We start from the raw sequence: 19,642 nt of genomic DNA on the forward strand, positions 1-19,642 counted from the left end.
AATTGCGATGAGTGTAGCAAGGCAATAATCAAAGTCACGATATAACACCGCGCGAGAAATGGCGTTTGTTACCTGTGAAAAACAGGCTGTTTTATTTTCGCAGCTGGCGGCCGATCGCCTCAATAATATAGGTTACCGGAACCTGTGTCGTAATGTCCGTGTTGTCAGCCAGACGAATAATCGGCACATGGTAGCAGAGGGTAAAATCGCCGATTTTCGCCAGCGAGCTGCTCTCCGTATTCGTTATCGCAATGATTCTGCACTTGTTCAGGCTGAACTGGCTGGCAATACGCAGGATCTCTTCGGTTTCACCGGAGACGGATAAAATAATCGCAATCGCGTTCTGATAGAGGTCGGGACTGATCGGATAATAGGGATCATCAATTGCGTGGCTGAATTTACCGAGGTTAGAGAAAAAGCGGGCGCCATATTTCGCCAGGCTGCCTGATGTGCCGACGCCAATAAAGAAAACCTGCTCAGCCTGAGCAATTTTCTGTGCGGCCTGAGCGATGAGCTGTTCAAACGCCGGATTGTTAATGCTGTTAAAGAAACTCAGCATCTCGCTCACCCCGGCGGTATTCAGCTGAGGCGTATGCTGCTGTTCGGCTAAGCGCAGACGAATGCGAAATTCTGACCAGCCTTCACAGTGCATCTTACGGCAGAAGCGCAGCACGGTGGTCGTGGAGACTCCCGCCTGCTCAGCCAGTTCGCGGATGGTCATATAACTGACGCCTTCACGATGTTTAATGATGAACTGATAGACCTGCATTTCCAGATCGTTAAGACGGGCGAGATCGCGGTGCGAAAACATGGATGACTCGTTGAACGGTTGACCTGGGGTCAGTTTATCAGATTCAGCAGCCGGTTTAACGGTTACAGAATTTCATAAGATAATTTTAGCGTACAGGTGTACACTGAAATCGTTATCAACCCGGCTGGAGAATATTATCACTGCGATTACGCTATTCAGGACACACTTATGACCCCCACACTTTCTCACAAACCACGACCCGCAGCGGACGACTGGTTCGGCGAAGAAATTGCCAACAGTATCAGTCATGGTCTGGGCTGTCTGTCAGGCATCGCTGGCCTGGTGCTGATGCTTCATCAGGCCATCGAACGCCAGGCGGATACCCTGACCTTTGTCAGCTACAGCCTTTATGGCGGCAGTATGATCCTGCTGTTTCTGGCTTCGACGCTCTATCACGCCATTCCCGATGGCCCGGTCCGGCCCTGGCTGAAAACGTTTGACCACTGCGCGATCTATCTGCTGATCGCTGGAACCTACACGCCGTTTCTGCTGGTGGGACTCAGGACGCCGCTGGCGTATGGATTAATGGCGGTAATCTGGGGGCTGGCGCTGGCCGGTATTCTGTTTAAGCTTACCATTGCCCATCGCTTTAAAGTGCTGTCGCTGGTGACCTATCTCTGTATGGGGTGGCTGTCGCTGATCGTGGTTTATCAGCTGGCCATGATTATGCCGCCAGCCTGTATCTGGCTGCTGGCAGCAGGCGGGATAATCTACTCGCTGGGGGTGATTTTCTATGTGGCACGCCGCATTCCCTACAATCATGCCATCTGGCATGGATTCGTACTGGGCGGCTCACTCTGTCATTTCTGCGCCATCTACTTCTATGTACGCTGACGCTTCGCGAATGTGGCCCTGACGTGACGTCAGGGCCGGAAGGTGATCAGCTCTCATCCAGCGAATAGGGCAGGGGCTGCACCGTCAGATGACCACCTTCATCGCCTTCAACCCGCAGCACGCTGTCCGGCTCCAGATCGTTGTTCAGCACCACCTGAATCCAGCTGGTGCCATCATCCAGCTGCACAGCCGCCAGCACGCTGCCGGTACGACGCCAGCGCTCACCTATCTGCAGCTCCAGCGGCGCGTTGGCTTCAGGCAGATGGCTTGCCTTACCCGCCAGCCAGTAAAGGGCGCGTTTGTTAGCACCACGATATTTCGCCCGGGCCACCATCTCCTGTCCGGCATAGCAGCCTTTTTTAAAGCTGATGGCATCCAGCGCCTGCAGGTTGGTGGCCTGCGGAATAAACTGCACGCTGGTGGCGGGAACGATCACCGGAATACCGGCTTCGATATCCAGCGCCAGCCACTGCTGGCTGTCGTTGAACTGCGCATCCTCGCTGAGTTTCTGCTTCAGTACGTCGGCCTGGGCCGGTGATGTCACAATCAGAAAACGTTCGGCCGGATGCGCAAACCACAGCAGGGTAGTTTCACCCTGATGCACCACCGGCTTCTCGCTGTCAGGCAACGCCTCAAACAGGTTAGCCAGGGCAGCACGCGCCTGGAAACCAGCCACACCCAGCAGAAGTGCTTCATCGTCGGGCGTCATCGTGACTTTTGAAAACACCGCATATTTCTTCAGCTCGGCCAGCTGGGTGTCGCGCAGTTCGCGCCGGATCAGGTAGGCATACCCTTCACCGCGATGAAACAGACGCAGATTGCTCCACATTTTGCCTTTGGCGTCGCAGTGCGCGGCAGGGGAGTGATGGTCGGCATCCAGCGCCGCGACATCCAGCGTTAACTGACCCTGCAGGTAGGCAGTGCTGTCCGCACCGGTAATCGAAACCAGTGCCCAGCTGTCCAGTGACATCAGGGTTAACGGCAGACGGGAAGACGCGGCAGGCTGGCGCGGCGGTAAAGTAAAAGTGGGCATGGAGATATCCTGTGTAAGAAGGTTCATCCGGAACAATGTCTTCAATGTTAAAAGAGCCGCCTGGCAATGCAACCTGTTTACGGAAAACGGCGCACAAAAGGCGTGATAACCCTGCAAATATGCCGCCTGAAATGTGGCAGGTTGCACAGCATACGACGCAGCGCCTGCGAGCCGTAGTAAACCAGGTTACACTAAGCGCCACGTTGTGAACTGTGGAAACTGATGCATGGATATTAATGATAAATCACGTATTCAGTGGGCCTGCCGACGCGGCATGCTGGAACTGGATGTGGCGATTATGCCGTTCTTCAAATTTGAGTATGACACGCTGAGCGACACCGATAAGCAGGTCTTTGTCGCGCTGCTGAAGAGTGACGATCCCGATCTGTTCAACTGGCTGATGAATCACGGCGAGCCAAAGGATCCTGAGCTTAAGCGGATGGTCAATCTCATCCAGCAGCGCAACCATGAGCGCGGCCCGGTGGCAATGTAAGCTGCGGCCCTCCCGGCTGGCGTGCGGGGTGCTGTGCGTCTGGCTGGTGGCTGCCGTCTCGGGCGTGCTGCTGATGGCGCTGCCCGTGGGTGGGGAGCTGCTGCGGAGCGGAATGATCCTGCTGTTGCTGGCGGAGGGCGGTCGTGTCTGCCGGCGGCTGAGGCTGCGGCGCGGGACGCTGGAGCGGGAAAGTGTCCATTGCTGGATCTGGCAGGGAAAACGCTGGCGTCCCACTCAGCCACTGCGCTGGTTACCGGCAGGCGTGCTGCTGGTGGCGAAGAGCGAAGAGGGTGACAGGCTGCGCTGGTGGCTGATGCAGGACGCTATGCAGCCTGACGAATGGCGGGCGTTGCGCGCCTGCTGCTTCAGCAGGGCGCGACATTAACGGCGCAGAGGCATAAGCGCGCATGTCGACTGACCCGCGGCCGGTCAGGTTCTGCCGGGCATTCCGCGCCGTATCCGTATGTGGCTGGCGGCCGCAACGGCTGAAGAGGGTTACAGCAGTCCGGCAGTCTCGGTTAACACCTGCTCGCACCACTGCTCAACGCGCTCATCCGTCACCTCAAACTGATTCACGTCATCCAGCGCCAGGCCGACAAACTGTGTGCCATCGGCAGTAAGCGGTCGGGGACTGGTGAACTCGTAGCCCTCCAGCGGCCAGTAGCCCACGAATCGTACCCCCATCGGCTGCAGCAGATCGTGCAGCATACCGAGCGCATCCAGAAACCATTCACCGTAGCCAATCTGATCGCCCATGCCATACAGCGCCACAATCTTATTCTGCAGATTCAGCGCGGGCAGCTGCGTCCAGATCGCCTCCCAGTCCTCCTGCAACTCACCAAAATCCCAGGTGGGGATGCCCATGATCAGCAAATCGTACTGCTCCATCAGGTGCGGGTTATCATCCTTAACGTTATGCAGCGTGACCAGCTCGTCGCCGATGAAATCGCGAATTTTCTCCGCCACGATTTCGGTGTAACAGGTACTGGAACCGTAAAACAGACCGATTTTCATGCAGATAACACTCTGTAAATACTGACTTTGGCGCAATTGTACCAGAAGCGCTGCTGAATCAGGCATAATGAGCATGATTTTACACCAGACGGCGGAGATAACGTGCAGGACAGCGAACTGACAGAACAGTTTCTTGATGCGCTCTGGATTGAGCGCAATCTGGCGCAGAACACGCTCTCCTCCTATCGCCAGGATCTCCAGACGCTGACCGGCTGGCTGGCGCATCACCAGCTGACGCTGCTCAGCGTGACGCCAGCCGATCTGCAGCAGTTTCTGGCTGAACGGCTGGAAGGAGGCTACAAGGCGACCAGCTCAGCGCGGCTGCTCAGCGCCATGCGGCGCCTGTTCCAGTATCTGTACCGTGAAAAAGTGCGCCCCGACGATCCCAGTGCGCTGCTCTCGGCACCCAAACTGCCACAGCGACTGCCGAAGGATCTCACTGAGGCGCAGGTCGAGCGGCTGTTGCAGGCACCCAATACCGATATCCCACTGGAGCTGCGCGATAAGGCGATGCTGGAGCTGCTCTATGCCACCGGCCTGCGCGTCTCCGAACTGACGGGGCTGACGCTCAGCGACATCAGCCTGCGTCAGGGCGTCGTCCGGGTAATCGGTAAAGGCGATAAAGAGCGGCTGGTGCCATTAGGTGAAGAAGCGGTTTACTGGCTGGAGCAATATATGGAACATGGTCGCCCGTGGCTGCTTAATGGTCAGACGCTGGACGTAATGTTTCCCAGTAATCGGGCGCAGCAGATGACGCGGCAGACCTTCTGGCATCGTATTAAGCATTACGCCACGCTGGCGGGCATCGACGCTGAAAAGTTATCACCGCATGTGATGCGCCATGCCTTTGCCACGCATCTGCTGAACCACGGCGCCGATTTACGTGTCGTACAGATGTTGCTGGGGCATAGCGATCTCTCCACCACGCAAATTTATACGCATGTCGCCACCGAGCGCCTGCGTCAGTTGCATCAACAACACCATCCGCGAGCCTGAACCGCGGCCATAAGGACAACGATGAACAAGCATTTTGCCATGCTGGCCCTGTTAGCCAGCGCCTTTTCCGGTCTTGCTCAGGCCGATGACAGCGCCATTCAGCAATCCCTGAAAAAGCTCGGGCTGAATCAGACAGAGATCAGCCCGTCCCCGCTGCCAGGGTTCAAAACCGTGCTGTCAGAGAGCGGCGTGCTCTACGTGACCGACGACGGTAAACATATGATTCAGGGCCCGCTGTATGACGTCAGCGGCACTCAGCCGGTTAACGTCACCAATAAGCTGCTCGATAAAAAGGTCGAGGCGCTGGTGCCGGAGATGATCGTCTACAAAGCGCCTAAAGAGCAGCATGTCGTGACCGTCTTTACCGACATTACCTGTGGCTACTGTCACAAGCTGCACGAGCAGATGGCGGACTACAACGCACTGGGTATCACCGTGCGCTACCTGGCGTTTCCGCGGGAAGGGCTGAATGGTCAGATCGCACCGGCGATGAAAGCGATCTGGTGCAGCGCCGACCGCAACAAAGCCTTTGACGAGGCAATGAAAGGCAATGCGCCGAAGATGGCTGCGCCCGACAGCTGCAAAATTGATATTGCTCAGCACTACAAACTGGGCGTGCTGTTCGGCATTCAGGGCACCCCGGCCATGCTCACCGACAGCGGCATGATGATCCCCGGTTATCAGACGCCGCAGGAGCTGAAGCAGGTGCTGGACAATCAGAAGCGTGGTGGTTAATCGGTGGTAAAACAGGATGTGGAACTCCGTCGCCGTGAGGTGACGGTAGACGATGCGCTGCCGGCGACCCTGCCGCCGCTGCTGAAGCGACTCTATCTGCATCGCGGTGTGCGCGATGCCGCAGAGCTGGAGCGCGGTGCAAAAAATCTGCTGCCGTTTCAGTCCTTAAGCGGGATTGAGAGCGCCGTTGCGCTGCTGCATCAGGCGCTGCTGGATGGCCGTCGCATCATGGTGGTCGGCGACTTTGATGCCGATGGCGCGACCAGTACCGCGCTGACGGTGATGGCGCTGCGCAGTATGGGCGGCAGTAACGTGCAGTATCTGGTGCCAAATCGCTTTGAAGATGGGTATGGCCTCAGCCCGGAAGTGGTGGAGCAGGCGCGTGCACGGGGCGCCGCCATGATCCTGACGGTCGATAACGGCATCTCCTCCCACGCCGGGGTGGAGTACGCGCATCAGCACGGCATTCCGGTGCTGATCACCGATCATCACCTGCCGGGCGAGACCTTACCGGCCGCTGAGGCGATCGTGAATCCTAACCTGCCCGACTGCGACTTTCCTTCACGGGCGCTGGCGGGCGTTGGCGTTGCGTTCTATCTGATGCTGGCGCTGCGCGCCCATCTGCGCACCCAGGGCTGGTTCGGCGTTACCCGCGCCGAGCCAAATCTGGCCGGGATGCTGGACCTGGTGGCGCTCGGCACGGTCGCCGATGTGGTGCCGCTCGACGTTAACAACCGTATTCTGGTATGGCAGGGGCTGAGCCGTATCCGGGCCGGAAAATGCCGGCCAGGCATCCGGGCGCTGCTGGAGATTGCGAATCGCGATGCGCGTCAGCTGGCGGCCAGCGATCTCGGTTTTGCGCTGGGGCCACGGCTTAATGCCGCGGGGCGGCTCGACGACATGTCGGTGGGCGTGGCGCTGCTGATGACTGATGACCTGAGTCAGGCGCGGATGTTAGCCAGTGAGCTGGACGCACTCAACCAGACGCGAAAAGAGATCGAGCAGGGCATGCAGAGCGAGGCGCTGGCGCTGTGTCAGGCGCTGGAGCGTGAGCAGCGCGATCTGCCGCTGGGACTGGCCTTCTATCATCCCGAGTGGCATCAGGGCGTCGTCGGCATTCTGGCCTCACGACTGAAAGAGCGTTTTCATCGTCCGGTCATTGCCTTCGCGCCCGCGGGCGATGGCACGCTGAAAGGCTCGGGACGTTCGATTGCCGGTCTGCATCTGCGTGATGCGCTGGAACGGCTGGATACCCTGAACCCCGGCCTGATGCTGAAGTTTGGTGGCCACGCGATGGCGGCAGGCTTATCGCTGGAAACGGACCGCTACGAGGAGTTCCGTCAGCGCTTTGCCGACCTGGTCGGTGAGTGGCTGGACGGCGAATCGCTGCAGGGCATCATCTGGTCTGACGGTGCCCTGCAACCGCAGGATTTTTCGCTGCAGACGGCTGAGATGCTGCGTGAGGCGGGCCCCTGGGGCCAGGCGTTCCCGGAACCGGCCTTCGACGGCCGGTTTAAGCTGCTGCAACAGCGGCTGGTGGGCGAGCGGCATCTGAAGGTGATGGTCGAACCGCTCGACGGCGGTCCGCTGATCGACGGTATCGCTTTTAATGTCGATACCACACTGTGGCCCGACAGCAGCGTGCGTCAGGTCGAACTGGCTTATAAGCTGGATATCAACGAGTATCGCGGTAACCGCTCGGTACAGCTGATCATCGACCATCTCTGGCCGCTGAACTAGGTTCTGTCAGGTTTGCGCCTCTGCGATGATGGCAGGCGCGCATGCCTGACTGCCTCCCGTCGTCTCCTCTGACGGGGCTGCAGCGCCATCAGCCGGGAAGAAAATGCGGCGCGTCACGCCGTTCCCGCATCCCCCCCCTGTCTCAACGCTACAAACTGCCGCCAGTTTCGGGTAAACTTGTGCGTTAAATTTCCTGTCCCATCGAACATAAGAAAGACGCTAAAGCCATGTTTGAAATCAACCCGGTCAAAAACCGTATTCAGGACCTCAGTGAGCGCAGCGACGTTCTTCGGGGGTATCTTTGACTACGATGCCAAGAAAGAACGCCTCGAAGAAGTAAACGCCGAGCTGGAACAGCCCGATGTCTGGAACGAACCTGAGCGTGCTCAGGCGCTGGGCAAAGAACGCGCCTCGCTGGAAGCGATTGTGCAGACGCTGGATCAGATTGCGCAGGGCCTGGAAGATGTGCAGGGTCTGCTGGAGCTGGCCGTCGAAGCGGAAGACGAAGAGACTTTCAACGAAGCGGTTGCCGAGCTGGACGTGCTTGAGGGCAAGCTGGGCGAACTGGAGTTCCGCCGCATGTTCTCCGGCGAGTATGACAGCGCTGACTGCTACATCGATCTGCAGGCCGGTTCCGGCGGCACCGAAGCGCAGGACTGGGCCAGCATGCTGATGCGTATGTATCTGCGTTGGGCCGAAGCAAAAGGCTTCAAAACCGAAATTATCGAAGAGTCTGAAGGTGAAGTCGCGGGCATCAAATCCGTGACCATTCGCGTGTCAGGCGACTACGCCTTCGGCTGGCTGCGCACGGAAACCGGCGTCCATCGCCTGGTGCGTAAGAGCCCGTTCGACTCCGGCGGCCGTCGTCACACCTCATTCAGCTCCGCCTTTATTTACCCGGAAGTGGATGACGATATTGATATCGACATCAACCCGGCGGATCTGCGTATTGACGTCTATCGCGCATCGGGCGCGGGCGGTCAGCACGTTAACCGGACGGAATCTGCGGTGCGTATTACCCACATTCCGACCGGAACGGTGACCCAGTGTCAGAACGACCGTTCTCAGCACAAGAACAAAGATCAGGCGATGAAGCAGATGAAGGCGAAGCTGTACGAGCTTGAGATGCAGAAGAAAAATGCTGAGAAACAGGCGCTGGAAGACAACAAGTCTGACATCGGCTGGGGAAGTCAGATCCGTTCTTACGTGCTTGATGATGCCCGCATCAAAGATCTGCGCACCGGCGTAGAGACGCGTAACACCCAGGCGGTACTGGACGGCGATCTGGATCGATTCATTGAAGCTAGTTTAAAAGCAGGGTTATAAGGAACCGACATGTCTGAACAACAACCGCAGAGCGCTGACGCCGCCGTTGAGTTAAATAACGAACTGAAAACGCGTCGCGAAAAGCTGAGCGTGCTGCGTGCAAATGGCGTGGCGTTTCCTAACGATTTCCGTCGTGACAGCCTCTCTGACCAGCTGCACGCCAGCTATGGCGAGAAGAGCAACGAAGAGCTTGAAGATCTCGGCATCGAAGTGAGTGTGGCGGGTCGTATGATGACCCGTCGCATCATGGGTAAAGCCTCTTTCGTGACCCTGCAGGATGTGGGTGGCCGCATTCAGCTGTACGTTTCGCGTGATGACCTGGCGGAAGGGATCTACAACGAGCAGTTCAAAAAGTGGGATCTCGGCGATATCCTCGGCGCGCGCGGCAAGCTGTTTAAAACCAAAACCGGCGAACTGTCGATTCACTGTTCTGAACTGCGCCTGCTGACCAAAGCCCTGCGTCCGTTGCCGGACAAGTTCCACGGCCTGGCCGACCAGGAAACCCGTTACCGTCAGCGCTATCTCGACCTCATCGCCAACGATGAGTCGCGCAATACCTTCCGCATTCGTTCGCAAATCATGGCCGGCATTCGTCAGTTCATGGTGAGCCGCGACTTTATGGAAGTGGAAACGCCGATGATGCAGGTGATCCCGGGCGGCGCGTCTGCGCGTCCTTTCATCACCCATCACAATGCGCTGGATATCGACATGTATCTGCGTATTGCCCCGGAGCTTTACCTGAAGCGTCTGGTAGTGGGCGGGTTCGATCGCGTGTTCGAGATCAACCGTAACTTCCGTAACGAAGGGATTTCGCCACGTCATAACCCAGAGTTCACCATGATGGAACTCTATATGGCCTACGCGGATTACAAAGATCTGATCGAGCTGACCGAGAGCCTGTTCCGCACGCTGGCGCAGGATGTGCTGGGCAGCACGGTGGTGCCTTACGGTGAGCAGGAGTTTGATTTCGGTAAGCCGTTTGAAAAACTGACCATGCGCGAAGCGATCAAAAAGTATCGTCCTGAAACCGATCTGGCCGATCTGGAAGACTTTGATAAAGCGGTGGCGATTGCGCAATCACTGCACATCAAAGTTGAGAAGAGCTGGGGTCTGGGTCGCGTCGTAACGGAGATTTTCGAAGAGACGGCAGAGGCGAATCTGATTCAGCCAACCTTCATCACCGAATACCCGGCAGAAGTGTCGCCGCTGGCCCGTCGTAACGACGAGAACCCGGAAATCACGGATCGCTTTGAGTTCTTCATTGGCGGTCGTGAAATCGGTAACGGCTTCTCGGAGCTGAACGATGCGGAAGATCAGGCTGAGCGTTTCCTGCAGCAGGTGAATGCCAAAGATGCCGGTGACGACGAAGCGATGTTCTATGACGAAGACTACGTTACCGCACTGGAACATGGTCTGCCGCCAACCGCCGGTCTGGGTATCGGTATCGACCGTATGGTGATGCTGTTTACCAACAGCCACACCATCCGTGACGTCATTCTGTTCCCGGCACTGCGTCCAGGCAGCAAGTAAGTCTGACTGTTAACAGAAAAGGCCGGGATATCCCGGCCTTTTTTATACCTATGCCAGAATCAGACACTGCTGTTCGCCTCGCGATGCTTGAGCCGTGCTGCTCCCTATGCCAGGCTGAATACCTTAACCAGGATCAAACATGATGCAACGTCCCGACTGCATTCGCCACTGGCAAGCGCTGGAAGGCGAAGATAACGAACATTATGCCGACAGCGATGAGCGCATGTCGATTGGTGCACCACTGGGTAGGTTGCTGGGATTAACCCGCCTTGGCATTCATCATGAAAGGCTGTTGCCCGGACGTCGCATGTCTTATCCCCACGCAGAAAGCGCAGAAGAAGAGTTCATTTTTGTGCTTGAAGGTCATCCTGATGCCTGGATCAACGGCGAGCTGTACCCGTTGTCGCCAGGTGATGCCGTGGCTTTTCCGGCGGGCACTGGCATTTGCCACACATTTATTAACAACAGTGAGCATGAGGCACGCTTTTTAGTGGTGGGGGAGACCAGTAAGCCTGAAAATCGTATTGCTTACCCTCTTAACCCGGACTACGAAGCAACCCGTGAAGACAGATGGCTCAATCCGCCCGAACATCCTATGGGCAACCATCCTGGTTTGCCCGACAAAAAATCTTAGGATTTAATCGCCTGATCCAGCCAGGTCTGAAAGCGGGAATAGGGCACATAGAGCGCAACGTTCTTGTAGAGCGTCTTACCGGTGACATTATCATCGATGTTATTGCTGTAGCCCACAATCACCCCCGCCAGCGTATCGTCAGAGGCGTTATAAACCGCACCGCCTGACATGCCTTTTACTACTCCCGCATTCGCCGCTACCACGACGCAGTCTGGCTTGTTCCAGCTGTTCGCCAGCGTGGTATTGATCAGGTTCTGCCCGCTGGAACTGACCGGCATCGCCGAAATAAAGCTGTAGCCATAAAGGTTCACCTTGTCGCCGATATGGCTGTTACGGAAGCTGGGAGGCAGGTTTACTTCGCTGTTTTTGTGGTAGACCACCGCCAGGTCGCATTGCGGATGCCAGGCTTTGACCCGATAAAGCGAAAACTTCGCCACATGGGCAGCGGTCAGGCTGTACTCCGGCGTCAGCGGGATGGTGGTGCCGAGCGTGCCGATACCCAGTATGGTCGGAATGCCGGTCACGGTCATATCAACCCGCTTTTCAGCTTCTTTACTGTACTCATAATGACCAACCGAGCAGCCGGTCAGAGCAAAGACCATCAAGGCTATGAGTCGTTGCATTCTCTCTCCCTGCGTCAGAAGTTGATAACTACACCTGGCAATTGATTAGGGATATATCGGCAACGTTGCGGAATAATTAATGAATCACATATAAAAAAGGTAACCGGTTAACGGGAAATGGCAACCTGACGCGATGCAGACAGGGCAGCCGCTGCACCTCAGATAGCGAGAGAGAGCATCAGGAGGCGAGGATTATTGCGGCAACGGCAATAATCCTTTGCGCTACGCAGGCTATGTCGCTTATCCGGGCTGTGCTGTAATACTCACTGTGACGCAGATCAAATTTTAATAAGCGTCGAGGGGCTGTGTGTCCGCGTGGTTCACCTGCAAATAAGACTGGGAGAGTGTTATGCCTGTTGCATTACTGGCGCTGGCGTTGAGTGCGTTCGCCATCGGAACCACCGAATTTGTCATCATGGGATTGCTGCCTGACGTGGCGCGCGACCTTCAGGTTTCCATTCCGTCGGCGGGCTGGCTGATTAGCGGCTATGCGCTGGGCGTGGCGATCGGTGCGCCGATTATGGCGCTGCTCACCGCCAGACTGCCGCGTAAAAAAACGCTGATTCTGCTGATGGTGATCTTTATTGTCGGCAACCTGCTCTGCGCGCTGGCGTACAACTACAACCTGCTGATGCTGGCACGTATCGTCACCGCGCTCTGTCACGGGGCCTTCTTCGGAATCGGTGCGGTCGTCGCCGCCAGTCTGGTGCCAGCCGGACGTCAGGCCTCCGCTGTCGCCCTGATGTTTACCGGACTGACCCTGGCTAACGTGCTGGGCGTGCCGCTGGGCACCAGCTTCGGTCAGATGTTTGGCTGGCGGGCCACGTTCTGGGGTGTGGCGGTGATCGGTGTGCTGGCCTTTATCGCCCTGATTGTCAGCCTGCCGACAAACAAGCAGGAGAAGCCGGTTCATCTGGCGAGTGAAATTGGCGCGCTGGCTAACGGAAAACTGTGGCTCTCTCTGCTGATGACGGTCTGCTTCGCGGCGGCGATGTTTGCGCTGTTCAGCTACATCGCGCCTCTGCTGTTAGAGATCACCGGGATCAGCGACCGCGGCGTCAGCTGGACGCTGTTCCTGATTGGTGCGGGCCTGACGGTGGGGAATATCCTTGGCGGCAAACTGGCCGACTGGAAAGTCTCATTCAGCCTGATCCTCAGTTTTTCGCTGATCGCCATCTTCTCTCTGCTCTTCAGCTGGACCAGCCACGCGCTGTGGCTGGCGGAGATTACCCTGTTCCTCTGGGCGATGGCCACCTTCGCCACGGTACCGGGCCTGCAGATCAACGTGGTCCGTCACGGTAAAGAGGCTCCTAATCTGGTCTCCACCCTGAACATTGCGGCCTTTAACGTGGGCAATGCGCTGGGTGCCTGGGTCGGCGGTGCGGTCATCGGTCGCGGTTATGGCCTGACGGCGGTGCCGGTCGCGGCGGCTGCGCTGGCGCTCATCGGCCTGCTGGTCTGCCTGATGACCTTCCGCAAACCAGGCCGCCCGGCTGCCAGCGTCCGCGCCTAAGCCAGGCGGGCGGCGATACGTGCCGGAAAGGCGGTCACCTGCTCCTGCAGATGGCTGACAAAGGCATCGACCAGCGCTGAGGCGGGTCGGTGCTGCGGCCTGACCAGGCTGACGGTAAACGGCACTGCCACGCTGAACTTACGCATCACCAATCCGCTGTCGGCGTAATCCAGCGCCGTCAGCGGATTAACAATCGAAATGCCTGTACCCGCCCTGACCATGGCGCACACCGAGGCTGCGCTATGCGTCTCTATCACCAGCCGCCGTTCAACCCCCTGCTCCTGAAACAGCGCGTCCAGCAGCTGACGATAGCTGTCGCTGCGCGAGAGGCTGACATACCGCTCGCCAGCGAAATCATGCGGCGTCAGCACGGCACGCTGACTCAGGGGATGGTGCTGTGGCAGAACGCACACTTCATCGCAGGTCAGCAGGGCGAGACGATCGGTACCGGCCGGGGCGTGCTGGGTTTCGGTTAAACCGATATCGTAGCGCTGTGCTGAGAGCCACTCCTCCAGCAGCGGCGACTCCTGCGGGATCACATTGAGGCTCACATCGGGGTAACGTGCTAAAAAGGGCTGACACAGCGGCGGCAGCAGCGACTGAGAAAAAACCGGCAGACAGGCAATCGACAGCTCGCCCTGACGAAACTGGCGAAGTCCCTCTGCGGCTTCCCGAATGCGATCCAGACCGTACCAGGAGCGCTGCACCTCTTCAAACAGGCGCAATCCCTGCACCGTCGGCTGCAGCCGGCCGCGTACCCGTTCAAACAGCTGTAGTCCCAGCTGCTGCTCCAGCCGCGCCAGCTCCCGGCTCACCGTCGGCTGAGAGGTGTGCAGCAGCGTGGCGGCCTGAGTCAGATTGCCACTGGTCATCACCGCATGAAAAATTTCAATATGCCGCCAGTTGATGTTCGCCATGTCGCCACCCTATATCCATTCTGCATAGACGCTATTAAAACAGATATTTTTCGCTATGGCATGATTCTGGCTTAATGGAACTATCGCCACAGGAGAATTGTTATGCCACGTTCCTTACAGAGTACCGAAACCGCCCTCAACGCCGCTCATCTGCTGCCGCTGGCCCGCCGTTACGCCGGGCCTTTCTGGGCCTATGACGCGCAGATTATTCAGGCGCGCATTGCGCAGCTGCAGGCGTTTGACGTCATACGTTTTGCGCAGAAAGCCTGCTCAAATATTCATATCCTGCGCCTGATGCGGGCGGCGGGGGTCAAAGTGGATTCGGTTTCGCTGGGTGAAATCGAACGTGCGCTGGCGGCAGGCTACCAGCCGGGTGGCGATGAGATTGTTTTTACCGCCGATCTGTTTGACCAGCCGACGCTGGAGCGGGTTGCGGCGCTGAAGGTTCCGGTGAACGCGGGTTCAATCGATATGCTGCATCAGCTTGGCGCAGTGTCACCCGGTCACGCAGTGTGGCTGCGGGTCAATCCTGGCTTTGGTCATGGTCACAGCCAGAAAACCAATACCGGCGGCGAAAACAGCAAGCACGGTATCTGGCACGGTGATTTAGCCGCAGCGCTGGCCGCCATTGAGCAGCACGGCCTGCAGCTGGTGGGCATCCATATGCATATCGGTTCGGGCGTCGATTATGCGCACCTGCAGCAGGTCTGCGATGCGATGGTCGGACTGGTTATGGCGTCCGGTCAGGATTTGACGGCAATCTCTGCGGGCGGCGGCCTCTCTATCCCTTATCGCTTTGGCGAAGAGGCGATCGACACCGATCACTATTTCGGCCTGTGGGATGCGGCCCGGCAGCGGATTGCTCAGCATCTGGGGCACGCGGTCAAGCTGGAGATTGAACCGGGCCGTTTCCTGGTGGCTGAGTCAGGTGTGCTGGTCTCTCAGGTGAGGGCGGTCAAGTCGATGGGCAGCCGTCACTTTGTGCTGGTCGATGCCGGTTTCAGTGACCTGATGCGTCCTTCCATGTATGGCAGCTATCACCACATCTCGCTGATGGCGGGTGATGAGCGGGCGATTGATGATCGGCAGACGATCGACACGGTCGTCGCGGGGCCGCTGTGTGAGTCGGGCGATGTCTTTACCCAGCTGGAAGGCGGTATGGTAGAACCGCGTGCGATCCCGGCGGCCAGCGTCGGCGACTACCTCGTGTTTCACGACACGGGCGCTTATGGTGCCTCAATGTCCTCAAACTACAACAGCCGTCCGTTAATCCCGGAAGTGCTGTTTGAACAGGGCCAGCCGCGCGAAATCCGCCGTGCGCAGACCATTCAGTCGTTGCTGGCACTGGAGATTGGCGAATAAGCGATTCAGTACGACCGGACGGCCTGTACGCGGGCTTATCGCGTCAGCATTTTTCAGAGGAGAGCGGGAGATGGAGATTGTCTTGCTCAGCGACGCGCCCCACTTTGCCGATCAGATTACGGACTGGCAGTGGCGGGCATTCGGTGAGGCCAGCAGCCGGGCGTTCTTTGCGAGCGTGGTTAACAGCAGCCTGACAGGGGCAGAGTTTCCCGTCACCTTTGTGGCCGTGGAAGCGGGCAGGGCGATCGGTACAGTGGGATTCTGGCGCTGCGATCTGATCAGTCGTCAGGATCTCTTCCCCTGGCTGGCGGCGCTCTATGTGGATGAATCGGCGCGCGGCAGAGGAGTCAGCGAGGCGCTGCAGCAGCACGTTATCGGCTATGCAAAGGCGCGGGGCTTTCCACGCTTGTGGCTCTGGTCGGCGTTCAGAGGGTATTACGAACGGTTTGGCTGGCAGGCGGCGGGAGAGGCGCTGGAGTATCCCGACAAGCCTGTCTCGCTCTACTGCCGCGCGCTGTGAGGGAAGCCAGCCGCCTCTGCGGCAGCTGGCAGTCGCACTCAGGGAGCCGGGTAGGTAAAACGACGGTGAATCGCCTCAATCCCTTCCAGAATCTCGGCATTCAGGGTCAGATTGAAGCTGTCGATATTCGTCTGCAGCTGCTCAAGGGTGGTGGCACCCAGCAGCGTGCTGGCGACAAACGGCTGCTGACGCACATAGGCGAGGGCCATCTGCGACGGGTCAATCTGATGCTGTCGGGCCAGCGCCACATACTCAGCAATCGCCTGCTGTGACTGCTCACCGCTGTAGCGGGTGAAGCGGCTGAACAGGGTGTTGCGTGCGCCCGCAGGCTGCGCGCCATTCAGATATTTACCGCTCAGCGTACCAAACGCCAGGCTCGAATAGGCGAGCAGTTCAACGCCCTCATGCTGGCTGATTTCGGCCAGACCCACTTCAAAACTGCGGTTCAGCAGACTGTAGGGGTTCTGAATGCTGACGATGCGCGGCAGCTCATGCTTCTCCGCCAGTTGCAGATAGCGCATTACCCCCCACGCCGTTTCGTTCGAGACCCCGATATAGCGAATCTTTCCTGCCCGCACCTGTTCGGTCAGCGCCTCCAGCGTCTCCAGCAGGGTCACCTGCGCGGTGGTTTCGCTGTACTGGTAGCCGAGCTTGCCAAAAAAGTTAGTCTGGCGCTGCGGCCAGTGCAGCTGGTAGAGATCCAGATAGTCGGTGTTCAGCCGTTTCAGGCTGGCGTCGAGGGCGGCACGGATGTTTTTGCGATCCAGCGCCATGTCCGGACGGATTGAGGCGTCGTTGCCACGGGAAGGGCCGGCGACTTTACTGGCCAGAATGATTTTGTCGCGGCTGCCACGCTGTTTCAGCCAGCTGCCAATGTATTGTTCGGTCAGACCCTGGGTTTCCGGGCGCGGTGGCACCGGATACATCTCGGCAGTATCAATAAAGTTGATGCCGGAACGGATAGCCAAATCCAGTTGAGCATGCGCGTCAGCTTCGCTGTTCTGTTCGCCGAACGTCATGGTGCCCAACCCCAGCTGACTCACTTCCAGCGTGCTGTGGGGAATACGATGATAGTGCATTGCCAGCTTCCTTTTCTTTATCGGGAATAGAGCGAATGGAATGTTGTGTCCTGAGGGACTATAGCGCGAGCCATGGCGGGGAAGGAAGGGGGAAAAATCGGGGAAATCATCTGCCAGCGCAGAATGGGTGGCAGATGATTAAATCAGGCACTTAACGTTCAATGATCGTTGAAACCTCATCGCTGTTAATCTGCACTGCGTGACCTGACTGATCGGTGTATTCCACCAGGCCGGTCTCTTTATCAATGCTCGGCTTGCCTTCGGTCATAATCATGCGGCCATCTTTGGTCGCCATCACATAATCTGAACTGCATCCGCTTAATAACGCTGCGGTTATCACTACCGCTGCTAATCCTGCCAGCCCTTTCATCACGCCTTCCCCTCACAAATCGTCAAGTGCAAAAAGTGTAGTAATAAATGGTTTTGCCGGCAGGATTAATCGCAGAATTCTGAAAATATCCGGGCGAGCAGGCTCGCCCTTGACTTTATCAGGCGGGCTTTTTCTTACTGCGCATCAGGTTAAGGCACTCTACCGCCATTGAGAAGAACATGGCGAAATAGATGTAACCTTTTGGTACGTGGACCGCAAAACTCTCCAGAATCAGGGTAAAACCGACCAGAATCAGGAAAGAGAGGGCCAGCATTTTCACTGACGGATGGCGATCGACAAACTCACCGATAACCCGCGCCGCGAACATCATCAGCAGCACCGCGATCACGACTGCCGCCATCATAATGAAGAGATGATCGGAGAGGCCGATGGCGGTGATAACGGAGTCCAGGCTGAAAATAATGTCGAGCATCATGATCTGCACAATCGCGCCGAGGAAGGAGTGAACGCGGGTATTGTGTTCCCCTTCGCCGCCTTCAATCGTTTCATGGATCTCCATGCTCGATTTCCACAGCAGGAAAAGGCCACCGAACAGCAGGATCAGATCGCGCGCCGAGAAGGGGTGATCCAGCAGCGTAAACAGCGGATTAGTCAGACGGGCAACCCACGCGATTGAGGCCAGTAAGGCGAGACGCATCAGCATTGCGCCCATCAGGCCAATGCGACGGGCGCTGGCCTGCTGGTGCTTAGGCAGTTTCGCGACCACCAGTGACAGGAAAATGATGTTATCAATACCCAGCACCACCTCAAGGATGGTCAGGGTGCCCAGCGCCAGCCAGGCGTTGGGATCGGAAATCCACTCAAACATACCGACATTCAATCCTAAACGAAAAGTAAACGGCGATTATACGCAATGGCTGCACCGATCACCCACAAAATTGCGACATTTCCGCCAGGTCGGGGGAGTTCAGAGAAGAAAATGACGCGCCAGCAGGGGGCCGGTGAAACTTTTCTTCAGATAGAAACCGCGCGGCAGGGTCATGATCGGCTGGCCCTGATCGCCAATGCCCTCCGTCAGCGCTTTACTGTTGGCGGCCTTGGGTCGAATCTGCAGCCAGGCGCCATGCCGGGCGGTGATCTGCTCAACGCGACCCAGCACGATCATATCCATCAGCTCCTCCCAGTCCTGACGCAGCATCTCCTCCTCCTCTGCATCGGGGCTCCACAACAGCGGCGCGCCGACACGGCGATGCCGCAGTGGAATCTCACGCTCGCCTTCCACCGGGATCCATAACACCCGCGCCAGCTTGTGCCGCACGTGGCTGTTCGACCAGGTCACGCCGCTATTGCCGGTCAGGGGGGCGACGCAGACAAAGGTGGTTTCCAGCGGTTTGCCCTGTGCATCAATCGGAATGGTTTTCAGTTCGATACCCAGATGGGCAAAGTCCTGCTCCGCTTTGCTGCCTGCGCTGGCGCCCAGATGCCACTCCAGCAGCATCCCGACCCAGCCTTTATCGCGTTTAAGATCGGCAGGCATAGGCAGCCCGGCGCGAGCGGCCAGCGTTTCCAGTGTTAATCCGGCTAACTCCTGCGCCCGGGCCAGCAGGCTGGCTTCATTTTCAGGCGGGCCTGGTGGGTGACTCATGTTGATAACTCTTGCTGGTTAAAATTTGAACAATAAAAAGAGGGTAACCTGTGCGGCTGAAATAAACCCTATCGGGCTTCGATAATAACATGATAGATCGTGCTTTTTTTAGTGGATCCGCAGGATGTCACCCTCAGGCTGCCAGGGTTATCCCGGCTTACCCGCAACATTGAACAGGATCTCCAGCCCGGTTATCCACAGAAAAATGGGATAACCCCCTTCCCGATGCGGTACTGGTTCCATTTACAGCCTTGACTTTTCATGATCTGACCATAATTTCGTCGCTCTGGCCTAACCCTGAGCGATTCTCTGTGGATAAAAAGCGGTGTGGTGATATTTTAACCGATTGTCAGCGGGCGTGAATTTATCCGCCTGCCAGGAAACGCGTTAACGTGGAGAATTTAAAGTTATTGTGTTTTAAATCAATTATATAAAATGAAGTCTCTTTTCAGCGGTTCAGAGTGTGCTGAAAAGGTTATTCAGTTAACTCCCGTGTTCTGCACAAA

21 protein-coding genes are annotated in these 19,642 nt (G+C 57.4%); 12 read left to right on the plus strand and 9 right to left on the minus strand.

What is annotated here, in order from left to right; genetic code table 11:
• Positions 1-91: 91 nt before the first annotated feature.
• Positions 92-811, minus strand: a complete 720-nt coding sequence (locus tag HFD97_RS20100) for a MurR/RpiR family transcriptional regulator (RefSeq protein WP_009087083.1) — start codon at positions 809-811, stop codon at positions 92-94.
• Between the two features lie 168 nt (positions 812-979).
• On the opposite strand from HFD97_RS20100, the gene HFD97_RS20105 reads away from it, so the two are divergent.
• Positions 980-1,645 carry a hemolysin III family protein gene (locus HFD97_RS20105; RefSeq protein WP_140029505.1) on the plus strand — a complete coding sequence of 222 codons (666 nt, stop codon included), beginning with the start codon at positions 980-982 and terminating at the stop codon, positions 1,643-1,645.
• A 46-nt stretch (positions 1,646-1,691) separates the two neighbouring features.
• Here HFD97_RS20105 and ygfZ read toward each other — a convergent pair whose 3' ends face one another.
• Entirely contained in the window at positions 1,692-2,678 is a 987-nt protein-coding gene (ygfZ, locus tag HFD97_RS20110; protein ID WP_167432435.1) for a tRNA-modifying protein YgfZ, read from the minus strand.
• A 226-nt stretch (positions 2,679-2,904) separates the two neighbouring features.
• Between ygfZ and sdhE the strand changes: the two genes are divergently transcribed.
• Together sdhE and HFD97_RS20120 are read left to right on the plus strand one after the other, a co-directional pair.
• Complete coding sequence (gene sdhE / locus HFD97_RS20115; RefSeq protein ID WP_009087078.1) at positions 2,905-3,171, plus strand: FAD assembly factor SdhE; 267 nt, start codon at positions 2,905-2,907, stop codon at positions 3,169-3,171.
• Positions 3,146-3,556, plus strand: coding sequence for a protein YgfX (locus HFD97_RS20120; protein WP_046102493.1), 411 nt, complete (start codon positions 3,146-3,148; stop codon positions 3,554-3,556). The genes sdhE and HFD97_RS20120 overlap by 26 nt, the downstream gene beginning before the upstream one ends.
• Before the next feature lie 110 nt (positions 3,557-3,666).
• On the opposite strand, the gene fldB is transcribed toward HFD97_RS20120, so the two are convergent.
• Positions 3,667-4,185 carry a flavodoxin FldB gene (fldB, locus tag HFD97_RS20125; RefSeq protein WP_167432434.1) on the minus strand — a complete coding sequence of 173 codons (519 nt, stop codon included), beginning with the start codon at positions 4,183-4,185 and terminating at the stop codon, positions 3,667-3,669.
• 102 nt (positions 4,186-4,287) lie between these two features.
• Between fldB and xerD the strand changes: the two genes are divergently transcribed.
• From xerD to HFD97_RS20155, 6 genes are all read left to right on the plus strand, one after another.
• A complete protein-coding gene (gene xerD / locus HFD97_RS20130; protein WP_009087070.1) occupies positions 4,288-5,181 on the plus strand; it encodes a site-specific tyrosine recombinase XerD in 894 nt (297 codons plus the stop codon).
• A 21-nt stretch (positions 5,182-5,202) separates the two neighbouring features.
• Positions 5,203-5,916: a bifunctional protein-disulfide isomerase/oxidoreductase DsbC gene (gene dsbC, locus HFD97_RS20135; RefSeq protein WP_009087068.1), complete on the plus strand. Its 714-nt coding sequence runs from the start codon at positions 5,203-5,205 to the stop codon at positions 5,914-5,916.
• Positions 5,917-5,919: 3 nt separating this feature from the next.
• Positions 5,920-7,656 carry a single-stranded-DNA-specific exonuclease RecJ gene (gene recJ, locus HFD97_RS20140; protein ID WP_046102491.1) on the plus strand — a complete coding sequence of 579 codons (1,737 nt, stop codon included), beginning with the start codon at positions 5,920-5,922 and terminating at the stop codon, positions 7,654-7,656.
• 227 nt (positions 7,657-7,883) lie between these two features.
• A protein-coding gene (gene prfB, locus HFD97_RS20145; protein WP_167432433.1) for a peptide chain release factor 2 occupies positions 7,884-8,982 on the plus strand; the annotation gives its coding sequence in 2 pieces (ribosomal slippage) (positions 7,884-7,958 and positions 7,960-8,982; 1,098 coding nt in all).
• Between the two features lie 9 nt (positions 8,983-8,991).
• Positions 8,992-10,512 (plus strand): lysine--tRNA ligase, encoded by a 1,521-nt coding sequence (gene lysS, locus HFD97_RS20150; protein ID WP_009087062.1) that lies wholly within the window; start codon positions 8,992-8,994, stop codon positions 10,510-10,512.
• A gap of 139 nt (positions 10,513-10,651) precedes the next feature.
• Positions 10,652-11,146 (plus strand): cupin domain-containing protein, encoded by a 495-nt coding sequence (locus HFD97_RS20155; RefSeq protein ID WP_033736044.1) that lies wholly within the window; start codon positions 10,652-10,654, stop codon positions 11,144-11,146.
• Here the strand turns inward: HFD97_RS20155 and HFD97_RS20160 are convergent.
• On the minus strand, positions 11,143-11,769 hold the full coding sequence (locus HFD97_RS20160; protein WP_140029499.1) for a serine protease: 627 nt from the start codon (positions 11,767-11,769) through the stop codon (positions 11,143-11,145). The two genes, HFD97_RS20155 and HFD97_RS20160, sit on opposite strands and share 4 nt — an antisense overlap.
• A gap of 349 nt (positions 11,770-12,118) precedes the next feature.
• On the opposite strand from HFD97_RS20160, the gene HFD97_RS20165 reads away from it, so the two are divergent.
• Entirely contained in the window at positions 12,119-13,282 is a 1,164-nt protein-coding gene (locus tag HFD97_RS20165) for an MFS transporter (RefSeq protein WP_111208376.1), read from the plus strand.
• On the opposite strand, the gene HFD97_RS20170 is transcribed toward HFD97_RS20165, so the two are convergent.
• Positions 13,279-14,199, minus strand: coding sequence for a LysR family transcriptional regulator (locus HFD97_RS20170; RefSeq protein WP_167432432.1), 921 nt, complete (start codon positions 14,197-14,199; stop codon positions 13,279-13,281). The genes HFD97_RS20165 and HFD97_RS20170 overlap by 4 nt on opposite strands.
• A gap of 102 nt (positions 14,200-14,301) precedes the next feature.
• Here HFD97_RS20170 and lysA point away from each other — a divergent pair, with 102 nt between their 5' ends.
• Both lysA and HFD97_RS20180 read left to right on the plus strand, forming a co-directional pair.
• Positions 14,302-15,561: a diaminopimelate decarboxylase gene (lysA, locus tag HFD97_RS20175; protein WP_150030167.1), complete on the plus strand. Its 1,260-nt coding sequence runs from the start codon at positions 14,302-14,304 to the stop codon at positions 15,559-15,561.
• Between the two features lie 70 nt (positions 15,562-15,631).
• Positions 15,632-16,081, plus strand: a complete 450-nt coding sequence (locus tag HFD97_RS20180) for a GNAT family N-acetyltransferase (protein WP_167432431.1) — start codon at positions 15,632-15,634, stop codon at positions 16,079-16,081.
• Positions 16,082-16,119: 38 nt separating this feature from the next.
• Here HFD97_RS20180 and HFD97_RS20185 read toward each other — a convergent pair whose 3' ends face one another.
• From HFD97_RS20185 to mutH, 4 genes are all read right to left on the minus strand, one after another.
• Positions 16,120-17,160 (minus strand): NADP(H)-dependent aldo-keto reductase, encoded by a 1,041-nt coding sequence (locus HFD97_RS20185; protein ID WP_009087049.1) that lies wholly within the window; start codon positions 17,158-17,160, stop codon positions 16,120-16,122.
• Positions 17,161-17,311: 151 nt separating this feature from the next.
• Positions 17,312-17,530, minus strand: a complete 219-nt coding sequence (locus HFD97_RS20190; RefSeq protein WP_009087047.1) for a YgdI/YgdR family lipoprotein — start codon at positions 17,528-17,530, stop codon at positions 17,312-17,314.
• Between the two features lie 118 nt (positions 17,531-17,648).
• Complete coding sequence (locus HFD97_RS20195; RefSeq protein ID WP_046102486.1) at positions 17,649-18,359, minus strand: TerC family protein; 711 nt, start codon at positions 18,357-18,359, stop codon at positions 17,649-17,651.
• Positions 18,360-18,458: 99 nt separating this feature from the next.
• The gene (gene mutH / locus HFD97_RS20200; protein ID WP_058958022.1) at positions 18,459-19,136 is read right to left on the minus strand and encodes a DNA mismatch repair endonuclease MutH; all 678 of its coding nucleotides are present in this window, start codon (positions 19,134-19,136) and stop codon (positions 18,459-18,461) included.
• Positions 19,137-19,642 lie beyond the last annotated feature (506 nt).

Origin of the sequence: Pantoea sp. EKM103V, from assembly GCF_011800365.1 — a bacterium.
Classification (GTDB): Bacteria; Pseudomonadota; Gammaproteobacteria; order Enterobacterales; family Enterobacteriaceae; genus Pantoea; species Pantoea anthophila.